Origin of the sequence: Rheinheimera nanhaiensis E407-8, from assembly GCF_000296695.1 — a bacterium.
Taxonomy (GTDB): Bacteria; Pseudomonadota; Gammaproteobacteria; order Enterobacterales; family Alteromonadaceae; genus Alishewanella; species Alishewanella nanhaiensis.
Genome location: NZ_BAFK01000011.1, coordinates 1 through 17325, shown reverse-complemented (window position 1 = coordinate 17325; position 17325 = coordinate 1). Strand labels below are relative to the sequence as shown.

The 17325-nt window shown below is 51.5% G+C and carries 17 protein-coding genes; 4 read left to right on the top strand and 13 right to left on the bottom strand.

Annotated elements, in window-relative coordinates:
- Positions 1 to 16: 16 nt before the first annotated feature.
- From RNAN_RS10400 to zwf, 8 genes are all read right to left on the bottom strand, one after another.
- Positions 17 to 862, bottom strand: a complete 846-nt coding sequence (locus tag RNAN_RS10400; protein ID WP_008221519.1) for an HDOD domain-containing protein — start codon at positions 860 to 862, stop codon at positions 17 to 19.
- Between the two features lie 179 nt (positions 863 to 1041).
- Entirely contained in the window at positions 1042 to 1509 is a 468-nt protein-coding gene (locus RNAN_RS10395; protein WP_008221517.1) for a Dps family protein, read from the bottom strand.
- Between the two features lie 194 nt (positions 1510 to 1703).
- On the bottom strand, positions 1704 to 3293 hold the full coding sequence (locus RNAN_RS10390) for an ABC-F family ATPase (protein WP_081502288.1): 1590 nt from the start codon (positions 3291 to 3293) through the stop codon (positions 1704 to 1706).
- A 155-nt stretch (positions 3294 to 3448) separates the two neighbouring features.
- Entirely contained in the window at positions 3449 to 4096 is a 648-nt protein-coding gene (locus tag RNAN_RS10385) for a bifunctional 4-hydroxy-2-oxoglutarate aldolase/2-dehydro-3-deoxy-phosphogluconate aldolase (protein WP_008221515.1), read from the bottom strand.
- Between the two features lies 1 nt (position 4097).
- On the bottom strand, positions 4098 to 5072 hold the full coding sequence (locus tag RNAN_RS10380; RefSeq protein WP_008221514.1) for a glucokinase: 975 nt from the start codon (positions 5070 to 5072) through the stop codon (positions 4098 to 4100).
- The gene (edd, locus tag RNAN_RS10375; RefSeq protein WP_008221512.1) at positions 5065 to 6897 is read right to left on the bottom strand and encodes a phosphogluconate dehydratase; all 1833 of its coding nucleotides are present in this window, start codon (positions 6895 to 6897) and stop codon (positions 5065 to 5067) included. The genes RNAN_RS10380 and edd overlap by 8 nt, the downstream gene beginning before the upstream one ends.
- 9 nt (positions 6898 to 6906) lie before the next feature.
- Complete coding sequence (gene pgl, locus RNAN_RS10370; RefSeq protein WP_008221510.1) at positions 6907 to 7599, bottom strand: 6-phosphogluconolactonase; 693 nt, start codon at positions 7597 to 7599, stop codon at positions 6907 to 6909.
- A gap of 2 nt (positions 7600 to 7601) precedes the next feature.
- A complete protein-coding gene (gene zwf, locus RNAN_RS10365; RefSeq protein ID WP_008221509.1) occupies positions 7602 to 9071 on the bottom strand; it encodes a glucose-6-phosphate dehydrogenase in 1470 nt (489 codons plus the stop codon).
- Positions 9072 to 9325: 254 nt separating this feature from the next.
- Between zwf and RNAN_RS10360 the strand changes: the two genes are divergently transcribed.
- Both RNAN_RS10360 and pyk read left to right on the top strand, forming a co-directional pair.
- Positions 9326 to 10183: a MurR/RpiR family transcriptional regulator gene (locus tag RNAN_RS10360; RefSeq protein ID WP_008221504.1), complete on the top strand. Its 858-nt coding sequence runs from the start codon at positions 9326 to 9328 to the stop codon at positions 10181 to 10183.
- 154 nt (positions 10184 to 10337) lie between these two features.
- Entirely contained in the window at positions 10338 to 11774 is a 1437-nt protein-coding gene (gene pyk / locus RNAN_RS10355) for a pyruvate kinase (protein WP_008221497.1), read from the top strand.
- Between the two features lie 52 nt (positions 11775 to 11826).
- Here the strand turns inward: pyk and RNAN_RS10350 are convergent, their stop codons facing one another.
- On the bottom strand, positions 11827 to 12798 hold the full coding sequence (locus RNAN_RS10350; RefSeq protein WP_008221496.1) for a DMT family transporter: 972 nt from the start codon (positions 12796 to 12798) through the stop codon (positions 11827 to 11829).
- Between the two features lie 180 nt (positions 12799 to 12978).
- Here RNAN_RS10350 and RNAN_RS10345 point away from each other — a divergent pair, with 180 nt between their 5' ends.
- The gene (locus tag RNAN_RS10345) at positions 12979 to 13968 is read left to right on the top strand and encodes an ATP-dependent 6-phosphofructokinase (protein WP_008221495.1); all 990 of its coding nucleotides are present in this window, start codon (positions 12979 to 12981) and stop codon (positions 13966 to 13968) included.
- A 24-nt stretch (positions 13969 to 13992) separates the two neighbouring features.
- Here RNAN_RS10345 and RNAN_RS10340 read toward each other — a convergent pair whose 3' ends face one another.
- The 4 genes from RNAN_RS10340 to RNAN_RS10325 all read right to left on the bottom strand — a co-directional run bounded on the left by RNAN_RS10340 (position 13993) and on the right by RNAN_RS10325 (position 16856).
- Positions 13993 to 14811: a LytR/AlgR family response regulator transcription factor gene (locus RNAN_RS10340; RefSeq protein WP_008221493.1), complete on the bottom strand. Its 819-nt coding sequence runs from the start codon at positions 14809 to 14811 to the stop codon at positions 13993 to 13995.
- A complete protein-coding gene (locus tag RNAN_RS10335; protein WP_008221492.1) occupies positions 14804 to 15886 on the bottom strand; it encodes a sensor histidine kinase in 1083 nt (360 codons plus the stop codon). The genes RNAN_RS10340 and RNAN_RS10335 overlap by 8 nt, the downstream gene beginning before the upstream one ends.
- A gap of 111 nt (positions 15887 to 15997) precedes the next feature.
- The gene (locus tag RNAN_RS10330) at positions 15998 to 16396 is read right to left on the bottom strand and encodes an acyl-CoA thioesterase (protein WP_008221491.1); all 399 of its coding nucleotides are present in this window, start codon (positions 16394 to 16396) and stop codon (positions 15998 to 16000) included.
- A 109-nt stretch (positions 16397 to 16505) separates the two neighbouring features.
- Positions 16506 to 16856 (bottom strand): HIT domain-containing protein, encoded by a 351-nt coding sequence (locus RNAN_RS10325; protein ID WP_008221490.1) that lies wholly within the window; start codon positions 16854 to 16856, stop codon positions 16506 to 16508.
- Positions 16857 to 16932: 76 nt separating this feature from the next.
- On the opposite strand from RNAN_RS10325, the gene RNAN_RS10320 reads away from it, so the two are divergent.
- Positions 16933 to 17325, top strand: a 393-nt coding sequence (locus RNAN_RS10320) for a M61 family metallopeptidase (RefSeq protein WP_040552000.1), incomplete at its 3' end; no start/stop codon positions are given.

Sequence of the window (17325 nt, the reverse complement as noted above, 5' to 3'; positions counted from 1 at the left end):
AGCGCCGGCGAGAAAATTAATAAATGGTGCTGATGCGGGGGTTTAAGACAGACAAGATAAACAGCCCCTCGGTATTACAAAAATCAATGGCGCGGATAATATCCTGCTGAGTCAGGTCTAGCAATTCCAGTACAAATGGATCGACCAGTTGCCGGGTGGAATAAAGCTCCGGGTGCTGGTTGGCCAGTGCTAAGCGCACCGACAGATAAATGACTAATTGCGATTTGTTTTTCGGGTCAAACTTGTGGCTGTGCTGCAGTGCTACCGGCTCGACAATGCTGTCGGGCAATTGCCATAAATGTAGCAGCTCTGCACCACACTCGGCATAGGTACAGCCCAGGATGGCTTGCTGGCGTTGCCAGGGTTTTTCATCCGCCGAGTACTCCTGACATTGATGTGCCAGTTCTGCGCTGTTATGCAACAGCACCATTTCGCCAATATTGTGCAGCAAACCGGCGACATAATAACGATCCGTTGGCTTTAACTGACAGCTTTGTGCTAAAAACTTGGCGATAAGCGCCGCATTAATGCTTTGCTCCCAAAAGCGCTCTAAATCGATGGCTGAGGTGTCTATTTTGCTGCAAGCTGAGGCAATACCTATGCTGATCACCAGGTTATACACCTGAGTTTTCCCAAGCACTAACAAGGCTTTACTAACACTTTCGACCTGATAGGGTAAGTTGTAAATGGCGCTATTGGCCAGTTTTAACAGCTTAGATGTTAGCACCGGATCCAGCATGATAACTTCAGCTATCTCATCCAGGCTGGCTGTGTCAGAGTCCATCAATTGCTTAACGCGTAAATAGCCTTCTGGTAAAGCAAAGAGTTCCGCAACATTCTGCGCATATTGCAAGGCTTTCATCTGCCGAGATCTCCGGTGGCTGTCAGGTACGGCTTAACAGCTTTAAGTGTTACTGCTGGTGCGGATTTTACAAGCTTTAGGCAGAAATACTTAGCTTTTTTTGCGACAAGGGCCGGCAAAGCTGTAATAAATTGTATAAGAGCGAGGCTGGTATGCACCAGCCCCGGGGGAATGGGCGTTTAAGCCACCAGTGAGCGTAGCATCCAGGCATTCTTTTCATGCACTGTCATGCGCTGCGTCAGTAAGTCTAAGGTAACTTCGTCAGAGGCATCATCGGCTGTCGGCACGATAGAGCGGGCTGTTTTAGCGATGGCTTCCTGGCCTTTCACCAGATCTTTAATCATCTCTTCCGCTGTTGGGATGCCGTCCGCCTCTTTGATGCTGGTTAGCTTGGCATATTCTTTATACGAGCCGGGTGCAAACTCCCCTAACGCCCGGATACGTTCGGCTATTTCATCTACCGCCAGCGCCAGTTCGTTGTACTGGGTTTCAAACAGAGTGTGCAGGGTTTGAAACATTGGGCCTGTCACGTTCCAATGATAATTGTGCGTTTTCAGATACAGGGTGTAGGTGTCAGCCAGCAGCACCGACAAACCGTGAGCGATAGCTTTACGTTGATCTTCATTAATACCAATATTAATTTTCATCTTAAGTCCTCTTGGTTATGCGGCAACAGGGCAAAACATAGCACAATGGCTGCTGTTTTTAATAATCGGCCAGAAAAAACAGTCTGTTACCGGGTTTAGCTGCGCTAAAAAAGACATGGGGACAGCAAGTGGTAAATTCAAGGCAATAAAAAACCGGCCTTAAAGGCCGGCTGTTTAACGGTCGCCTAACGCGACTACACCGCCTGAGCGGCCAGGTATTCTTCATAGCTGCCGACAAAGTTACGTACGTCTTTATCGGTAATTTCAATAATACGGCTGGCTAAGCTAGAGACAAATTCGCGGTCATGACTGACAAACAACAAGGTGCCTTTGTAATGCTCCAGAGCCAGGTTCAGCGACTCTATCGATTCCATATCCAAATGGTTGGTCGGCTCGTCCATCACCAGAATATTGGGCCGCTGCAGCATCAGCTTACCAAACAACATGCGGCCCTTTTCACCACCGGATAGCACCTTAACCGATTTTTTAATTTCATCTTGGGAAAACAGCAAACGGCCTAAAATGCCGCGTATCGCCTGCTCATCATCTGACGGTTGTTTCCATTGGCTCATCCAGTCGAACAGGCTGATGTTTTCGTTAAATTCGTGGGCGTGATCCTGCGCGTAGTAACCGATGTTGGCGTTTTCAGACCATTTCACATTACCTGCTTCCGGTGTTAAATCCCCAACCAGACATTTAAGCAAGGTCGATTTACCAATACCGTTGGCGCCCAAAATGGCTACTTTCTCGCCCACTTCGATGGTCATGCCGAGGTTCTTTAGCAGGTTAAGCTCGCCAAAGCTTTTACTCAGGCCCTCTACTTCCAGCGCTAAGCGGTATAACTGCTTTTGCTGCTCGAAGCGGATAAAGGGGTTAACCCGGCTGGAGGCTTTAACTTCTTCTAACTGAATTTTATCGATTTGCTTGGCGCGCGACGTGGCCTGTTTAGCTTTAGAGGCGTTGGCAGAGAAGCGGCTGACGAAGGTTTGCAGCTCGGCAATCTGGGCTTTTTTCTTGGCGTTATCGGCCAGCAAGCGCTCACGGGCTTGAGTAGCGGCAAACATGTATTCGTCATAGTTACCCGGATATAAGCGCAGCTCGCCGTAGTCTAAATCGGCCATGTGGGTACAGACACTGTTTAAAAAGTGACGGTCGTGCGAAATGATCACCATAGTGCTGTTACGCTCGGCCAGCACATTTTCTAACCAGCGGATGGTATTAATGTCCAGGTTGTTGGTGGGCTCGTCCAGCAGCATAATTTCCGGATCGGCAAATAATACCTGTGCCAGCAACACCCGCAGTTTAAAGCCGGGCGCAATGGCTGACATGGGGCCAAAATGCTGCTCTACCGGAATGCCGACACCAATTAACAGCTCGCCGGCGCGTGACTCAGCGGTATAACCGTCCATTTCACCAAAGGCTACTTCCAGATCGGCCACTTTCATGCCGTCTTCTTCGCTCATTTCACTGCTGGCGTAAATACGGTCACGCTCGGCTTTCACCGCCCAAAGCTCCGCATGGCCCATGATCACCGTATCAATGACCGAATACTGCTCAAAAGCGAACTGATCCTGATGCAGTTTGGCAACACGGTGATTTGGCTCAACAAACACATTACCGGAGGTGGGCTCCAGCTCACGGCTTAAAATCTTCATAAAGGTCGACTTACCACAGCCGTTAGCGCCAATTAAACCATAGCGATTACCCTCGCCAAATTTAATTGAGATATTTTCAAACAACGGCTTAACGCCAAATTGCATGGTAATGTTTGCAGTTGATATCACGTTGTGTTCCAAAACAGGTTAAAACAGTGTGCTGCCGACCTGAAGCAGGCGGACAGCGGAAAAAGTGCGCTACTATACGCTGATTTCGCGGTTAACTCAAAGCAAACGCCCGGTTAAACCGGGCGTTTTAGCGGATTTTTATTCAGCTGTTTGTTTCAGGCGCGGGCTTGCGCCACGGCCGCCTGACACAGCTCAGTAATACGGCCCCAGTCTTTTGCCGCTACGGCGTCGTCCGGTACTATCCAGGAGCCGCCGACACAGCTGACATTAGGCAGCGCCAGATAGTCGCGGAAGTTTTTCTCGTTAATGCCGCCGGTTGGGCAAAAGCGGATATCGGCAAAAGGGCCGTGGATGGATTTTAGCGTTTTAACGCCGCCAGCCGCTTCTGCCGGAAAGAATTTAAAGTGGCTGTATCCAAGGCCTGTACCTTCCATCAGCTCTGAAATACTGGCAATACCCGGAATAAGCGGAATAGCCGCCTCTTTACCGGCCTGCAGCAGTTCGCGGGTCAGACCCGGGCTAATGGCAAATTTGGCACCGGCCTCTGCCACCTGTTGCAGCTGAGCCGCTGTGGTAACGGTGCCAGCGCCGACTACTGCATCCGGCACCTGCTCGGCTAACAGCCTGATGGCATCCAGCGCTACCGGTGTGCGAAGTGTCACTTCCAGCACTTTAATGCCACCGGCCAGCAGAGCTTTGGCCATAGGTACCGCATCGGCTAAGTCTTTAATTACAATTACAGGAACCACAGGCCCCATCTCAAACAGGGTGCCAGGTTGAAGTTGCCAGTTATCAAATGCCATATCAGTTACTCGCCAAAGATTGTTTCAGGTATACCGCGGCACCGACTAAACCGGGTTGCTCTGCGGTCACGACATAGGTGGCGATCTGGCGATTAAATGCGCTAAACCGGCCTTTTGCTTCAAAACGGGCTCTGAACTCACTTTGCGCAAGCAGAGGTAATAATTTGGGCACTATGCCACCGGCAATGTAGACGCCGCCAAAGGTGCTGAGCGTTAACGCCAAATCACCGGCGATGCTGCCCAGGCTGGCAAAAAATTGCTGCACAGTAGCGCTGGCCAGCTCTGACTCATTGGCCAGAGCAAGACGGGCTATTTCTGCTGCGCTAAGCGGTGGCACCACTTGCTGATGATACAGCGCTAAGGCTTTATAGATGGCCTCTAAGCCGGGGCCGGATAACAGCCGCTCAGGCGAGACATGACCATATTCTTTTGCCAGCATTTGCTGAATAAACCATTCCTGCTCATTCTGCGCGGCCCAATCCGTGTGACCACCTTCACCCGGTAGCGGAATAAACTGCTCATTGACCGGTAATAAATGGGCAACGCCCAGCCCGGTGCCGGCACCCAGCACGGCCATCGGCTTACCCGGCAATACGTTACCAGAGCCGACCTGCACTTTTTGTTCAGTGGTAAGGGCCGGCAGGCACATTGCTACGGCCGTAAAGTCATTTATCACTTCCAGCGCGGCCAGGCCTAGCTGGCTGCGCATCGCGCTGATAGAAAACTGCCAGTAAAAATTAGTCATACTGACCTGATCGCCAGTCACCGGACAGGCAATGGCAATAGCCACATGCTTAAGCTCAGTCAGGCTGTGTTGCTGCTGATAATGCGTCAGTGCATCGGCCAGGGTAGCAAATTCAGCACAGGCGTATACGGCGACTTTATCCAGTTGTAAGGTATCCAGTGCAACCCGGCTAAAACGGGCATTAGTACCGCCAATATCGGCCACTATTGCATAGGCAGGCTGCTTAGCCATGTAAATGCTCCTCAGTGGTAAACAGGCTGCAGGCGCCCTGCTCGGCACCGGTTAACTGGCTGCGCAGCGCACCAAACATCTCACGGCCCATGCCAAAATAACTGGCCGACATGTCCATAATGGCAGGCTGACGTTTGGCAAACTCCTCATCCGGTACCAGTACCTGTAACTTGCCGGTTAAGCCATCAACCAAAATCATGTCGCCATTTTGAATGCGGGCGATATTGCCGCCATCTACCGCTTCGGGGGTGACATGGATAGCAGCCGGTACTTTGCCAGACGCGCCCGACATACGGCCATCTGTCACCAGGGCCACTTTGTAGCCGCGGTCCTGTAGCACGCCAAGTGGCGGCGTTAATTTATGCAGCTCAGGCATACCACAGGCTTTAGGGCCCTGAAAGCGCACTACCACTACACAATCTTTATTCAGCTCGCCGGCCTTAAAGGCGGCGTCCAGCTCATGCTGGCTGGAAAATACCACCGCTTGGGCTTTTACCACTTCAGTGCCTTCACGCAGCGCTGAGGTTTTAATCACGCCGCGGCCAACGTTACCCGATAATACTTCCAGCCCGCCGTGTGCTTTAAACGGCTTTTTCACAGTAGCCAGTACGTCTGGATCTAAAGAGGTTTTCGGCGCATCCACCCACTGCAACTTGCCATCTTGCAGCACGGGCTGCTGGGTGTAGCGGCGCAGGCCAGGGCCGGCAACGGTCTGTACGTCTTCGTGCAATAAGCCGGCGTCAAGTAGTTCACGGATCAACAGCGCCATACCGCCAGCATGCTGGAAGTGATTAATATCGGCCTGACCATTGGGGTAAATACGCGTTAGTAGCGGTGTTGCTGCAGAAAGCTCAGCAAAATCATCCCAATTGACAATAAAACCTGCTGAGCGGGCCATAGCCACTAAGTGCATGGTGTGGTTGGTTGAACCACCTGTGGCCAGTAAGCCCACTATGCCATTGACAATGGCTTTGGCGTCAATCATTTTGCCGGCTGGCAGATAATCCGTGCCTAAGTCGGTCAGGCGGGTCACCTGGCGCGCTGCAGCCTTGGTTAACTCGTCGCGCAGTGGCGTGCCAGGGTTAACAAATGAGGCGCCCGGTAAATGCAGGCCCATCATCTCGACCACCAGCTGGTTTGAATTGGCAGTACCGTAGAACGTACAGGTACCGGCAGCGTGATATGAGGCTGACTCTGCTGCCAGTAGTTCTTCTTTACCTACTTTGCCCTCAGCATACAGCTGGCGCACGCGGGCTTTTTCTTTGTTCGGTATACCCGATGGCATCGGGCCGGCCGGCACAAACACAAACGGCAAATGGCCAAAGCTCATGGCCGCCATAAATAAGCCCGGTACGATTTTATCGCAGATCCCCAGCATCAGACCGCCGTCAAACATATTGTGTGACAGCCCCACCGCCGCCGCCATGGCAATAATATCGCGGCTTAATAAACTTAACTCCATGCCAGGCTGGCCTTGTGTGACACCGTCACACATCGCCGGCACGCCGCCGGCAAACTGCGCCACGCTGCCCACTTCGTTTACCGCTTGTTTAATCAGTGCCGGGTAATGCTCATAAGGCTGATGCGCCGACAACATATCGTTGTACGAGGAAACAATACCGATATTGGCTTTGGTCAGGCTGCGCAGATCAGCTTTATCCTGCTTGTTGCAGGCAGCAAAACCATGCGCCAGATTGCCGCAGCTTAATACGCCACGATGTGGGCCTTTTAAACGGGCCTGCTCAAGACGCTGCAGATAAATGTCACGGCTTTTTTGGCTACGGGCAATAATTCTGTCCGTTACTTTTTGAATTACAGGATCCATCACTATCCCCTAGTTAGCGGTGTACATCACGGTGACCGTTGCTACCGGATGCTGTAAAAAGGCGCGGATTGGCATGGCATAGACATCATCCCCTGCCATGGCTTTATCCAAAACGGCAAGCTTATTGGCGCCCACCAGATGCAAAAACAGCTGGCGGCTGTTCAGTAGCCGCGCTGCGCTTAACGAGATGCGCTGATAAGGTGCTGTGGTAGGTGCTACCGCCAACACGGCCGGCGCATCCGCTGCCAGGCCTTGTTTAATCTGCTCAGAGCAGGGAAATAACGACGCTGTGTGACCGTCCTCCCCCATGCCCAGGATCACGGCGTCAAAGGTCGGTAAGTTTTTAACGCGCTCAAGCACCTGCGGTGCACCGTCAAAAGCTGTGCTGGTGTTGGCATATAAACTGATAAAACGGGCGGCACTGGCGTTGTGTTGTAACAAGGTGGCTTTTACCAGCCGCTCATTAGAATCGGGCTGGCTGTCGTCCAGCCAGCGGTCATCGGCCAAGAGCACCGTGACTTTATCCCAGGCCAACTGTGTCTGACTTAGCGCAGTAAAAAGCGCCTGCGGCGTTTTACCGCCGGACACCACCAGATAGGCTGCGCCACGCTCTTGAATGGCCTGTTGTAAAATGTCAGTCAGGCGGTTAGCAAAAACCGCATTTAATGCCTGGGTATCAGCAAACTGGTTTAATTGCATCATGCTTATTCCTCCCAGTTGCGATCGTCACGTGCCAGCATAGAAATAGCGGCAACCGGGCCCCAGCTGCCGGCCTGATAGGTTTTCGGCGGCTCGTTACTGGTTTTCCAGGCATCGATAATGCCATCTACCCATTTCCAGGCCTGCTCGACTTCATCACGGCGCACAAACAGATACTGATTGCCCAACATCGCCTCTAGCAGCAAACGTTCGTACGCATCGGCGATGCGCTGTGCTTTAAAGGTTTCATCAAAACTTAAATCCAGCTTGGTTTCCTGCAGACGCATGTGTTCGCCTAGGCCTGGAATTTTATTCAGCACCTGAATTTCTACGCCTTCATCCGGCTGCAGGCGAATAATCAGTTTATTCGACGGCAACTGGCTATAAGTCGCGCGGAAAATATTATGCGGCTGCGGCTTAAAGCAAATAACCACTTCGCTCAGTTTAGTTGCCATCCGCTTGCCGGTGCGTAAATAAAACGGCACGCCCGCCCAGCGCCAGTTGTCGATATCAACTTTAATGGCCACAAAGGTTTCGGTTTTGCTGTTGGCGCGGGCGCCCTCTTCCTCCAGATAGCCCGGTACCGCTTTACCGCCGGCAAAACCACTGGCGTACTGGCCGCGTACGGTTTTTTCCTGGATATTACTGATGTCAATGCGGCGCAGCGCTTTGAGCACTTTAAGCTTTTCATCGCGAATACTGTCTGCGTCCAGCCGGGCCGGTGGTTCCATCGCGATCAGTGATAACACCTGTAGTAAATGGTTTTGCACCATGTCGCGCATCTGACCGGCATCATCGTAGTAGCTCCAGCGCCCTTCTACACCCACCTCTTCCGCTACGGTAATTTGCACGTGGTCAATCGAATTGTGATCCCAGTTACCGGCAAAAATGGCATTGGCGAACCGCAGCGCTAACAGGTTAAGTACGGTCTCTTTACCTAAATAGTGGTCGATACGGTAAATCTGACTCTCTTTAAAGAATTCTGCCACCTGATCGTTAATCACTTTAGAGGAGGCTAAATCATGGCCAATAGGTTTTTCCAGCACCACCCGTGCCGGCGCATTTGCCAAACCAACTGCTGCCAGCCCCTTACAAATGGCGCCAAACAGTGATGGCGGCGTAGCAAAATAGCTGACCGGTACCCGCTTAGTGCTGTCGGTAACCGCGCTTAACTTGTGATAATCCGCCTCGCTGGTTAAGTCCAGCTGCACATACAGCAGCTTTTGCTGCAACTTCTGCCAAACATCGTTATCCAGCGGCTCTTTTAAAAACTTATTCAGGTTGGTTAACACCAGCTCAGCGTAGGCATCAGTAGACATCTCATCGCGGGCGACACCGATAATGCGCGAGTCAGCGCAAAGTAAGCCGGCTTTTTCCAGCTGATACATCGCAGGTAGCAGCTTGCGCCGGGCCAGATCACCTTTGGTGCCGAATAAAATTAAATCACATGCTGAATTCTGTGCTGTGGTTGTCATAACTGACCCTTGAGATAGATGTAATTTTACAACACTTAGGCCATACTAGCGCAGCATGACCGGGTTGTAAACCGGATATCTTGTAATTAAATTACAGATTGCGTAATGTTTTGACTATTCTTATATAATAAGGCAGCCTTAGCAACGGATCTGTGGTTTTGTGGTAAATTTAATACCGTTTTGATAACAGATCTGAAGGGCTACACCCAATGTTACAGCCCAAAGCAGGCTAATTATAAGTCAGGAATAAGCGGATGAACGTGCTGGAAAAGATCGTTAATAGCGTCAACAGTTTTAGTAAGTCAGAGCGCAAGGTTGCCGATGTGATTCTGGCGAACCCGCAAACGACTATTCACAGCAGTATCGCTGCCCTGGCGAAAATGGCCGATGTTAGCGAACCCACTGTTAACCGCTTTTGCCGCCGGCTTGATACCAAAGGCTTTCCTGACTTTAAACTGCATTTAGCCCAAAGCCTGGCTAATGGTACACCCTACGTTAACCGCCATGTTGAGGAAGAAGACGGCCCGGAAGCTTACACTGCCAAGATTTTTGAATCTACCATGGCGGCCTTAGATACCGCGCGCCAACGCGTGGATATTAACGCCATTAACCGAGCGGTTGATGTACTGACACAGGCTAAAAAGATTTCGTTCTTTGGCCTTGGTGCCTCGGCATCGGTAGCGCACGATGCGCAAAATAAATTCTTCCGCTTTAATGTGCCGGTAGTGTGTTTTGACGACATAGTGATGCAGCGCATGAGCGCCATTAACAGTGCTGAGGGTGACGTTGTGGTGTGTATTAGCCACACCGGACGCACAAAGAACCTGTGTGATATCGCGGCGATAGCGCGGGAAAACGACGCCACTGTTATTGGTATTACCGCCTATGACAGCCCACTGGCAAAAGAATGTACGCTGGTATTGTCACTGGATGTGCCGGAAGATACTGATATGTATATGCCGATGGCATCGCGGGTAGCGCAGTTGGTACTGATTGATATTCTGGCAACCGGCTTTACCCTGCGCCGCGGCAGCAAGTTTCGCGAGAACCTGAAAAAGGTAAAAGACAGCCTGCGCGGCTCGCGCTTTGATAAAAAAGACTTTAATAACTAAAGCCACACCACACTATTCTCCCTGTTGGTGTGGTTGTTGTTGCAACTGCACCAACCTGTCACTTTTCTTCCTGCCTTTGCTGTATTCTGTAATTAAATTACATTACACTAAGGCTAACCTTACCGCCTCTTTTTGCAACAAGCAGGAACTTCGCATGCATAGAAGAACAAAAATCGTCGCCACTCTGGGTCCGGCCACTAATACGCAACAGGCAATTGAAAAACTGATTAAAGCCGGTGCTTCGGTGTTTCGCTTAAACTTCTCGCATGGCAGTGCTGATGATCACCGTGAGCGCGCGGCCATGGTGCGCGCCGCTGCTGATAGCCTGGGCGCGCATGTGGCCATTTTGGGGGACTTACAAGGGCCGAAGATCCGCGTCTCAACCTTTAAAAATGGCAGTGTAATGCTAGAGGAAGGCCAGCCTTATGTGCTGGATGCCCAGCTTGGCAAAGGTGAAGGCGATGAGCAGCAGGTTGGTATTGATTACAAAGAGTTGCCGCAAGATGTTAAACCGGGCGATTTGTTATTGCTGGATGATGGCCGTATTCAACTTAGCGTAGAGCGCGTTGAAGGCGCCCGGGTGTACACCACCGTTACTGTAGGCGGCAAACTGAGCAATAATAAAGGTATTAACCGCCAGGGCGGCGGTTTAACCGCCCCTGCCCTGACCGAAAAAGACAAGCGCGACATTATTACTGCTGCCGAAATTGATGTTGATTATCTGGCAGTGTCATTTCCCCGCTGTGGTGACGATTTACGGCTGGCGCGTGACTTAGCGCTGGCAGCAGGCTCTGAAGCGCGCATTATGGCAAAGGTTGAGCGCGCCGAAGCCGTCGCCGATAATGAAACACTGGACGATATTATCCGCGCTTCTGACGCCGTTATGGTGGCCCGTGGTGATTTAGGTGTTGAAATCGGTGATGCCGAGCTGGTGGGCCAGCAAAAGCGTATTATCGCCCGCTCCCGTCAACTGAACCGGGTGGTAATTACTGCCACCCAGATGATGGAGTCGATGATTGAAAACCCGATGCCAACCCGGGCTGAAGTGATGGACGTGGCTAACGCTGTGCTTGATGGCACCGATGCGGTGATGCTGTCGGCCGAAACTGCCGCCGGTAAGTACCCGACAGAGACAGTGCGGGCCATGGCACGGGTATGTGATGGCGCTGAGAAGCACCCTAGTGTGCAAATTTCCAAGCACCGGATGGACGTCACCTTTACCGAGATCAGTGAAACCATCGCCTTATCGGCCATGTATGCGGCGAATCACCTGGAAGGTATCAAAGCCATTATTACACTGACGGAGTCGGGCTATACCGCCAAACTGATGTCGCGCATTACCTCACCGCAGCCGATTTATGCGTTGTCACGCCATACCAAAACGCTGAATAAGATGGCGCTATACCGTGGCGTTTACCCGGCCTTTTTTGACAGCACAGCGCTTAACGGTCAGTTATTGTCTGACGCGGCCATAGATGCGGTGCGCAGCAAAGCCGGTTTAAAAAGCGGGGACTTGGTGATCCTGACCCACGGCGATGTGATGGAAACCATCGGCGCCTCTAATACCTGTAAAATTGTGCAGGTTAAATAAGCACTAAGCGATACTAAAAAAAAGGGCTCGTTGAGCCCTTTTTGCATTCAGGCTAAAACACATCACGCTGCAATTTGCGCACGCGCCGCGCTTCACGATACTGCGCAAACTGCGGTGCCAGGGCGGTTAATGCCGATCCCGCGACCACCAAGCAGGCCCCCAGCCAGGACAACAGATTAAGCGGCTGCGCGGTTAAATAGGCCGGGAACCAGCTGCTGACCAGATAAGCAAACAAAATGGTAAATAGCGGCGTAACGGCCAGCACCGCACTCACTTTAGACGCTTCCCAATGATGCAGCGCTTCAGCAAAAGCACCGTAAGCCACTACGGTATTCAGGCAGCAGAAAATCAGCAGCGCCCAGTGCAGCGCACTCATACCGGCGAAGGGGCTGTAATCTGCCACCGGTAAAAACGCCAGGCTGCCGGCAACATATAGCAGATACATGATCTGCTGTGAGCTGTAATGCACCAGCAACTGCTTTTGCGCTAAAGCATAGGCGGCCCAGGTAACGGCCGCGGCAATAATCAATAATACGCCTAAGGTTTCGTTACCGGCCTGCAGCACCAACACCAGCAGGCGTTCATTGAAAAACAGCAGTAAACCGGTAACCAGCAGCAGCGCACCGACTTTTTGCCACAGCAGCAGGCGTTCTTTAAAAATAATAACGCCACCGAGCATCATCAGAAAGGGGGCTAGCTGGATCACCACCTGGCCGGTTTCAGCAGTTAAAAAATTCAGCCCGGTCAGATACATAATATAGTTAGACAGCAACCCCAAAATAGCAATCAGCATCAGCCACAGCACCTTAGTGCTTTTGAGCAGTGCCAGCTTCGGCAGTTTCCCCGTTGCCAGCAGCCACAACCCCACCAGCAGCGCAGCGGCAAAAAAGCGGCTCGCGGTAATGGTATTGGCGGTCATAATGTCGAGTAAAATTTTCAGCGCTATTGGCAAAATGCCCCACAAAATCGCGGTGGTCAGTGCCAGTAGCATGCCTAATAAGCTGTTGCCGGTGGTTTTATGCATCTGGGATCTCAGATAGGCTAAGCGCGGTTGTAAGGCGGGTATTGTCACCGATTAACATGCCCTTTGTCTGTAGCAAGTTGACGCTTAGTCGACTAATGTACTAGAGATTGCGCTGTATCAAGTAAGTTGACACAGAGGTGCTTGTATACTGCACTTCATATCTGCGTCAGGGAGTTGCCCATGATCAAACGTTTAGGTGTGCTCACCTCGGGCGGTGATGCGCCCGGCATGAATGCCGCGATCCGGGCCGTAGTGCTGATGGCCAATGCCCACAACATAGATGTCGTAGGCTTTCGCCATGGCTTTAACGGCTTGTTTGAGGATGATTGCCAAACCCTGCTGCCGCAGCATGTACAGCATATTATTCAGCATGGCGGCACCCTGCTTAAAAGTGCCCGCTGTAAAGCGCTGCAGCTGCCGGGTGGCCCGGCGCAAGCGGCTGATGCATTGCACCGCCATCAGCTGGATGCACTGGTCATTATTGGCGGCGATGGCAGTTTTCGTGGCGCGCTGGCCATTGCTGAACATTACCGGGGGCAGATTATCGGTGTACCCGGCACCATAGACAATGATGTCGATGGCACCGACTATACCATTGGCTTTGCTACCGCTATTGATACGGCGCTGGATGCCATCGATAAAATACGTGACACCGCGGATGCCTTTGAGCGCATTTTTCTGGTGGAGCTAATGGGCCGCCACTCCGGTTACATCGCGCTTTCTGCCGGCATAGCCGCCGGTGCAGAGCAAATTATCTGCCCCGAGTTTGTTCAACTTACTGCTGATAATCTGAAAACAGTATTAAGCCCTATCCGGCACGCGCAGCTACTCAGAGGCAAAAGCAGTTATATTATGGTGGTAGCGGAGAACAGTTACCCCGGTGGGACTACGGCTCTGGCACAGGCGCTGAGTGACGAGTTGGGCGTGGAATGCCGGGCCTGTATTTTAGGCCATATTCAGCGTGGAGGCTCGCCGGTGGGCGCAGATCGGATATTGGCGACTAAGCTGGGTGCCTTTGCCGTCGAGCAACTGGTGGCTGGCGCCCACTTGATGATGGCCGGTGAGCTAAACCAACAGGCAGTGCTGTATCCGCTGGACAAAACCGGAGACAGAGCCAAGCAGATAGATCCTTATCTGGTGCGCTGGCAACAACTGATTGCCAGCGACTAGCGGTTTTGTTTAACCCGTTAGCAGCTACTGGTTAAACACCTGCTTAACCCGGTCTTTGTAGCTGCGGCTGACTTTAACCGCCTGGCCGTTGGTCAGCATCAGTTGATGTTCGCCGTTGGCCAGCATTTGCAGTTTAGCTATGGTATGCACATTGACTATGGCTGAGCGATGCACCCGCACAAAGAATTTAGGATCCAGTTCTTGCTCCAGCTCTTTCATGGTGCGGCGTAAAATATGGGTTTGGCCGTCGCGGGTGTGAATACACATATAATCGCCGGCTGCATCAACCCACTCAATGGCGGCCACCGGTACCCGGGTAATCTCGCCGCTGTCTTTAATGCTGATAGCATCAGGGTAACGGTCACTGACCACCGGCTCGGCGTTATCCAACCGCTGTAAAATGTCTCCGGCATCATCGCCGGTTAATTTGGCAACCACCTCGGCTAACTGGCCTTTATGACGCTGGGTATCCTGCGCCTGATAGACACGTAGCACTTTCTTTACCGCTTGTTTTAGCCGCTCAGGTTCTACCGGCTTGAGTACGTAGTCCAGCGCATTTACTTCAAAAGCACTGTAGGCATAGTGGTCATAAGCGGTAACAAAGATGACATAAGGCAGGCTAATTTGCTGTGCCTGCAACTGCTTTAACACACTAAAGCCGTCCATACCCGGCATTTCCACGTCCAGAAACACTAAATCAGGCTTTAGCTGGCTAATTTGCTCTATCGCCTGCTGGCCATTGCTGCACTGGGCAATCACCTCAAGCTCAGCAAATTCTGCCAAGCGCACCATCATTCCCTTACGGGCTAAGGGTTCATCATCAACAACTATTACCTTAAGCATGTTCCTGTTCCGTTTTTTCTAATTGTAATGGAATTCTGATATTGACCTTCAAGCCGCGCGGCTGATTATGCGTTAACACCAGAGCAAAATTATTGTCATACAACGCCGACAGGCGCTCTTTGGTGTTCACCAAACCAACGCCGCTGTCACTGCTTTTGGGCAAACCATCGCTGATTGACATGCCAGGGCCATTGTCGGCGACCTCCAGCAGTAAATCATGGCCAAAGCGTTTGGCTGTAATGGCTATTTCGCCGCCATCAACCTGGCTGGCGACTGCGTATTTAATGGCGTTTTCAATCAGCGGCTGCAGGATTAAACTCGGCACCAGGGCTTTCTCGGTACCGGGCTCTAAATCAAAAGCGACCGATAAGCGCTCAGAGAAGCGCACCTTTTCAATTTCAAGATACAGCCGGGCGGCATAAACTTCCTGCTCCAGCGGCACTTTGTTAATCGGATCTTTGTACAACGAATAGCGTAAAAAGTCACTAAGGCGGGTCACCATTTTGTTGGCGGTGTCCGCTTCATTAATCAGCACCAGGGTGGAAATAGCATTTAGCGTATTAAACAAAAAGTGCGGGTTAAGCTGGTAGCGCAGCATTTTTAGCTGGGCTTCATGTGCCTTGTTGGTGGCAGTAAGCGACTTTTGCTTTTCCAGTTGCAGCGTCTGATAATACTTAATACCAAAGTACAAGCCGCTCCAGCTTAACATTACGTAAAAGGCAAACGGCGTATCACGGATATACTTTAACCAGTCATCCGGCCTTGCGCCATGACGGTAAATTTCCCAGTAATTAAAATTGCGTACTGCAGTCCAGATTGCCGCCAGTACAAAAGCCATCAGCAGCACGGTTAACGCCAGCTTCCACGGGCTCCAATGCCAGATCCGCTGATAGGTATAACGCAGGGGTATGGTTATTAACCAGCCAAGGTAAGAGTCCAGCGCCACCACGATAAGGTAAGCATCGCGGGTTTCAAGTACCAGTGAGTTCAGATAATTGACAATAGCAAAGCCGAACCAGCCCAGACTGTGTAAAATCCAAAACTGGCGGCTGCGATCTTCAAGTGACTTATACAAAATGGCAACCTTGCGGCTTGACCTGGAATGGGCCGATTATAACCAAAGCCAGGTCAATTACCGCTACCACTTGCCGTGTCTGCTTTAGCATTAATCGCATTGGCTAACTGGCTACCCCAGCACCGGCGTTGGTTTGCGATCCGGCCCCAGTGCAACAAAGGTAAAACTGCCGGAAATGGCTTTGTGCTGATCGTCGTTGTACATATTTTCCACAAAAATATCGACATGCACGCGGATACTGGTGCGGCCAACGTGCTCTACCTTCGCCACTAATTCAATAATGGTACCGGCGGGTATCGACTCTTTAAAATCGACTCTGTCAGAGCTGACGGTAACCAGCGGCTTACGGCAGAAGCGGGTAGCAGCGATAAAGGCTGCTTCGTCCATCCAGGCCAACGCCTCGCCACCGAACAAGGTATTGTGATGGTTGGTACGTCCGGGAAACACGGTTTTGGTTACGCGGGTAACTGCATGTTCCATCCGTTTGGCGATTAAGGCGTCATTATTCATCTGGTTACTCATTAAACACTGAACAGGGCGATACCGCTTAGGCATCATAAAACCGCGAATTTTATAAGAGCGTGTTGCAATTGCAACAGTATGACACAGAAATACGTATTCAGCGGCTGAGCATAGGGCCCAGTGCCCGCCCCCCCACCAAATGTAAGTGGATGTGATACACCTCCTGCCCGCCATGTGCATTGCAGTTCATAATAAGCCGGTAACCTTTATCGGCAATACCATGCTCAGCGGCCAGCCTGGCCGCCACGGTAAATAAACGCCCCAGTGCGGCCTCATGCTGCGGCTTAACATCGTTCACTGTTGGGATCAACTGATTGGGCACGATCAAAATATGCACCGGCGCCCGCGGACGGATATCGCGAAACGCTGTGACCAGCTCGTCCTGATATAAAATGTCGGCATTGGCTTCATGGCGGATAATTTTACTGAAGATGGTTTCGATAGCCATAGCATTTTCCTGTTGCGGCTTTCCCGGCATAATAGCCAGCTTAATACGAGCCGGCCGTCAGGCAAAGAGTAAAACCATGAAATCTGTAAAGTATCAGTTTGAACTTGTTGATATTGCTGCCCATCTGCTGCGTGTGACGCTGCAATTTAGTCCCCGACAGCCAAGTACAGTGTTAAGCCTGCCGGCCTGGATCCCCGGCAGTTATATGATTAGGGATTTTGCCCGCAATATTACTGCAATCCGCGCTTTTGATACTAGTGGTGCACTTACACTGACACAGCTGGACAAACAACGCTGGCAGCTTGAATGCGACAGTGATGCCGTTACCGTGGAATATCAGCTGTATGCCTACGATTTATCGGTGCGGGCCGCCTATATTGATGATGAAGTGGCAATACTAAACCCGGCCTGCTTGTGTCTGGCGGTAGAAGGTCAGCAAGCCTTACCCCATCAGCTTAGGCTGATAAAA

Bases quoted from the DNA above. Each gene is read 5' to 3' on its own strand.
- RNAN_RS10350 (WP_008221496.1), bottom strand. From the start codon at position 12,798: ATGCATAAAACCACCGGCAACAGCTTATTAGGCATGCTACTGGCACTG.
- RNAN_RS10340 (WP_008221493.1), bottom strand. From the start codon at position 14,811: ATGCTTAAGGTAATAGTTGTTGATGATGAACCCTTAGCCCGTAAGGGA.
- RNAN_RS10380 (WP_008221514.1), bottom strand. From the start codon at position 5,072: ATGGCTAAGCAGCCTGCCTATGCAATAGTGGCCGATATTGGCGGTACT.
- pyk (WP_008221497.1), top strand. From the start codon at position 10,338: ATGCATAGAAGAACAAAAATCGTCGCCACTCTGGGTCCGGCCACTAAT.
- RNAN_RS10385 (WP_008221515.1), bottom strand. From the start codon at position 4,096: ATGGCATTTGATAACTGGCAACTTCAACCTGGCACCCTGTTTGAGATG.
- RNAN_RS10360 (WP_008221504.1), top strand. From the start codon at position 9,326: ATGAACGTGCTGGAAAAGATCGTTAATAGCGTCAACAGTTTTAGTAAG.
- RNAN_RS10345 (WP_008221495.1), top strand. From the start codon at position 12,979: ATGATCAAACGTTTAGGTGTGCTCACCTCGGGCGGTGATGCGCCCGGC.
- RNAN_RS10400 (WP_008221519.1), bottom strand. From the start codon at position 862: ATGAAAGCCTTGCAATATGCGCAGAATGTTGCGGAACTCTTTGCTTTA.
- zwf (WP_008221509.1), bottom strand. From the start codon at position 9,071: ATGACAACCACAGCACAGAATTCAGCATGTGATTTAATTTTATTCGGC.
- pgl (WP_008221510.1), bottom strand. From the start codon at position 7,599: ATGATGCAATTAAACCAGTTTGCTGATACCCAGGCATTAAATGCGGTT.
- edd (WP_008221512.1), bottom strand. From the start codon at position 6,897: ATGGATCCTGTAATTCAAAAAGTAACGGACAGAATTATTGCCCGTAGC.
- RNAN_RS10330 (WP_008221491.1), bottom strand. From the start codon at position 16,396: ATGAATAATGACGCCTTAATCGCCAAACGGATGGAACATGCAGTTACC.
- RNAN_RS10325 (WP_008221490.1), bottom strand. From the start codon at position 16,856: ATGGCTATCGAAACCATCTTCAGTAAAATTATCCGCCATGAAGCCAAT.
- RNAN_RS10395 (WP_008221517.1), bottom strand. From the start codon at position 1,509: ATGAAAATTAATATTGGTATTAATGAAGATCAACGTAAAGCTATCGCT.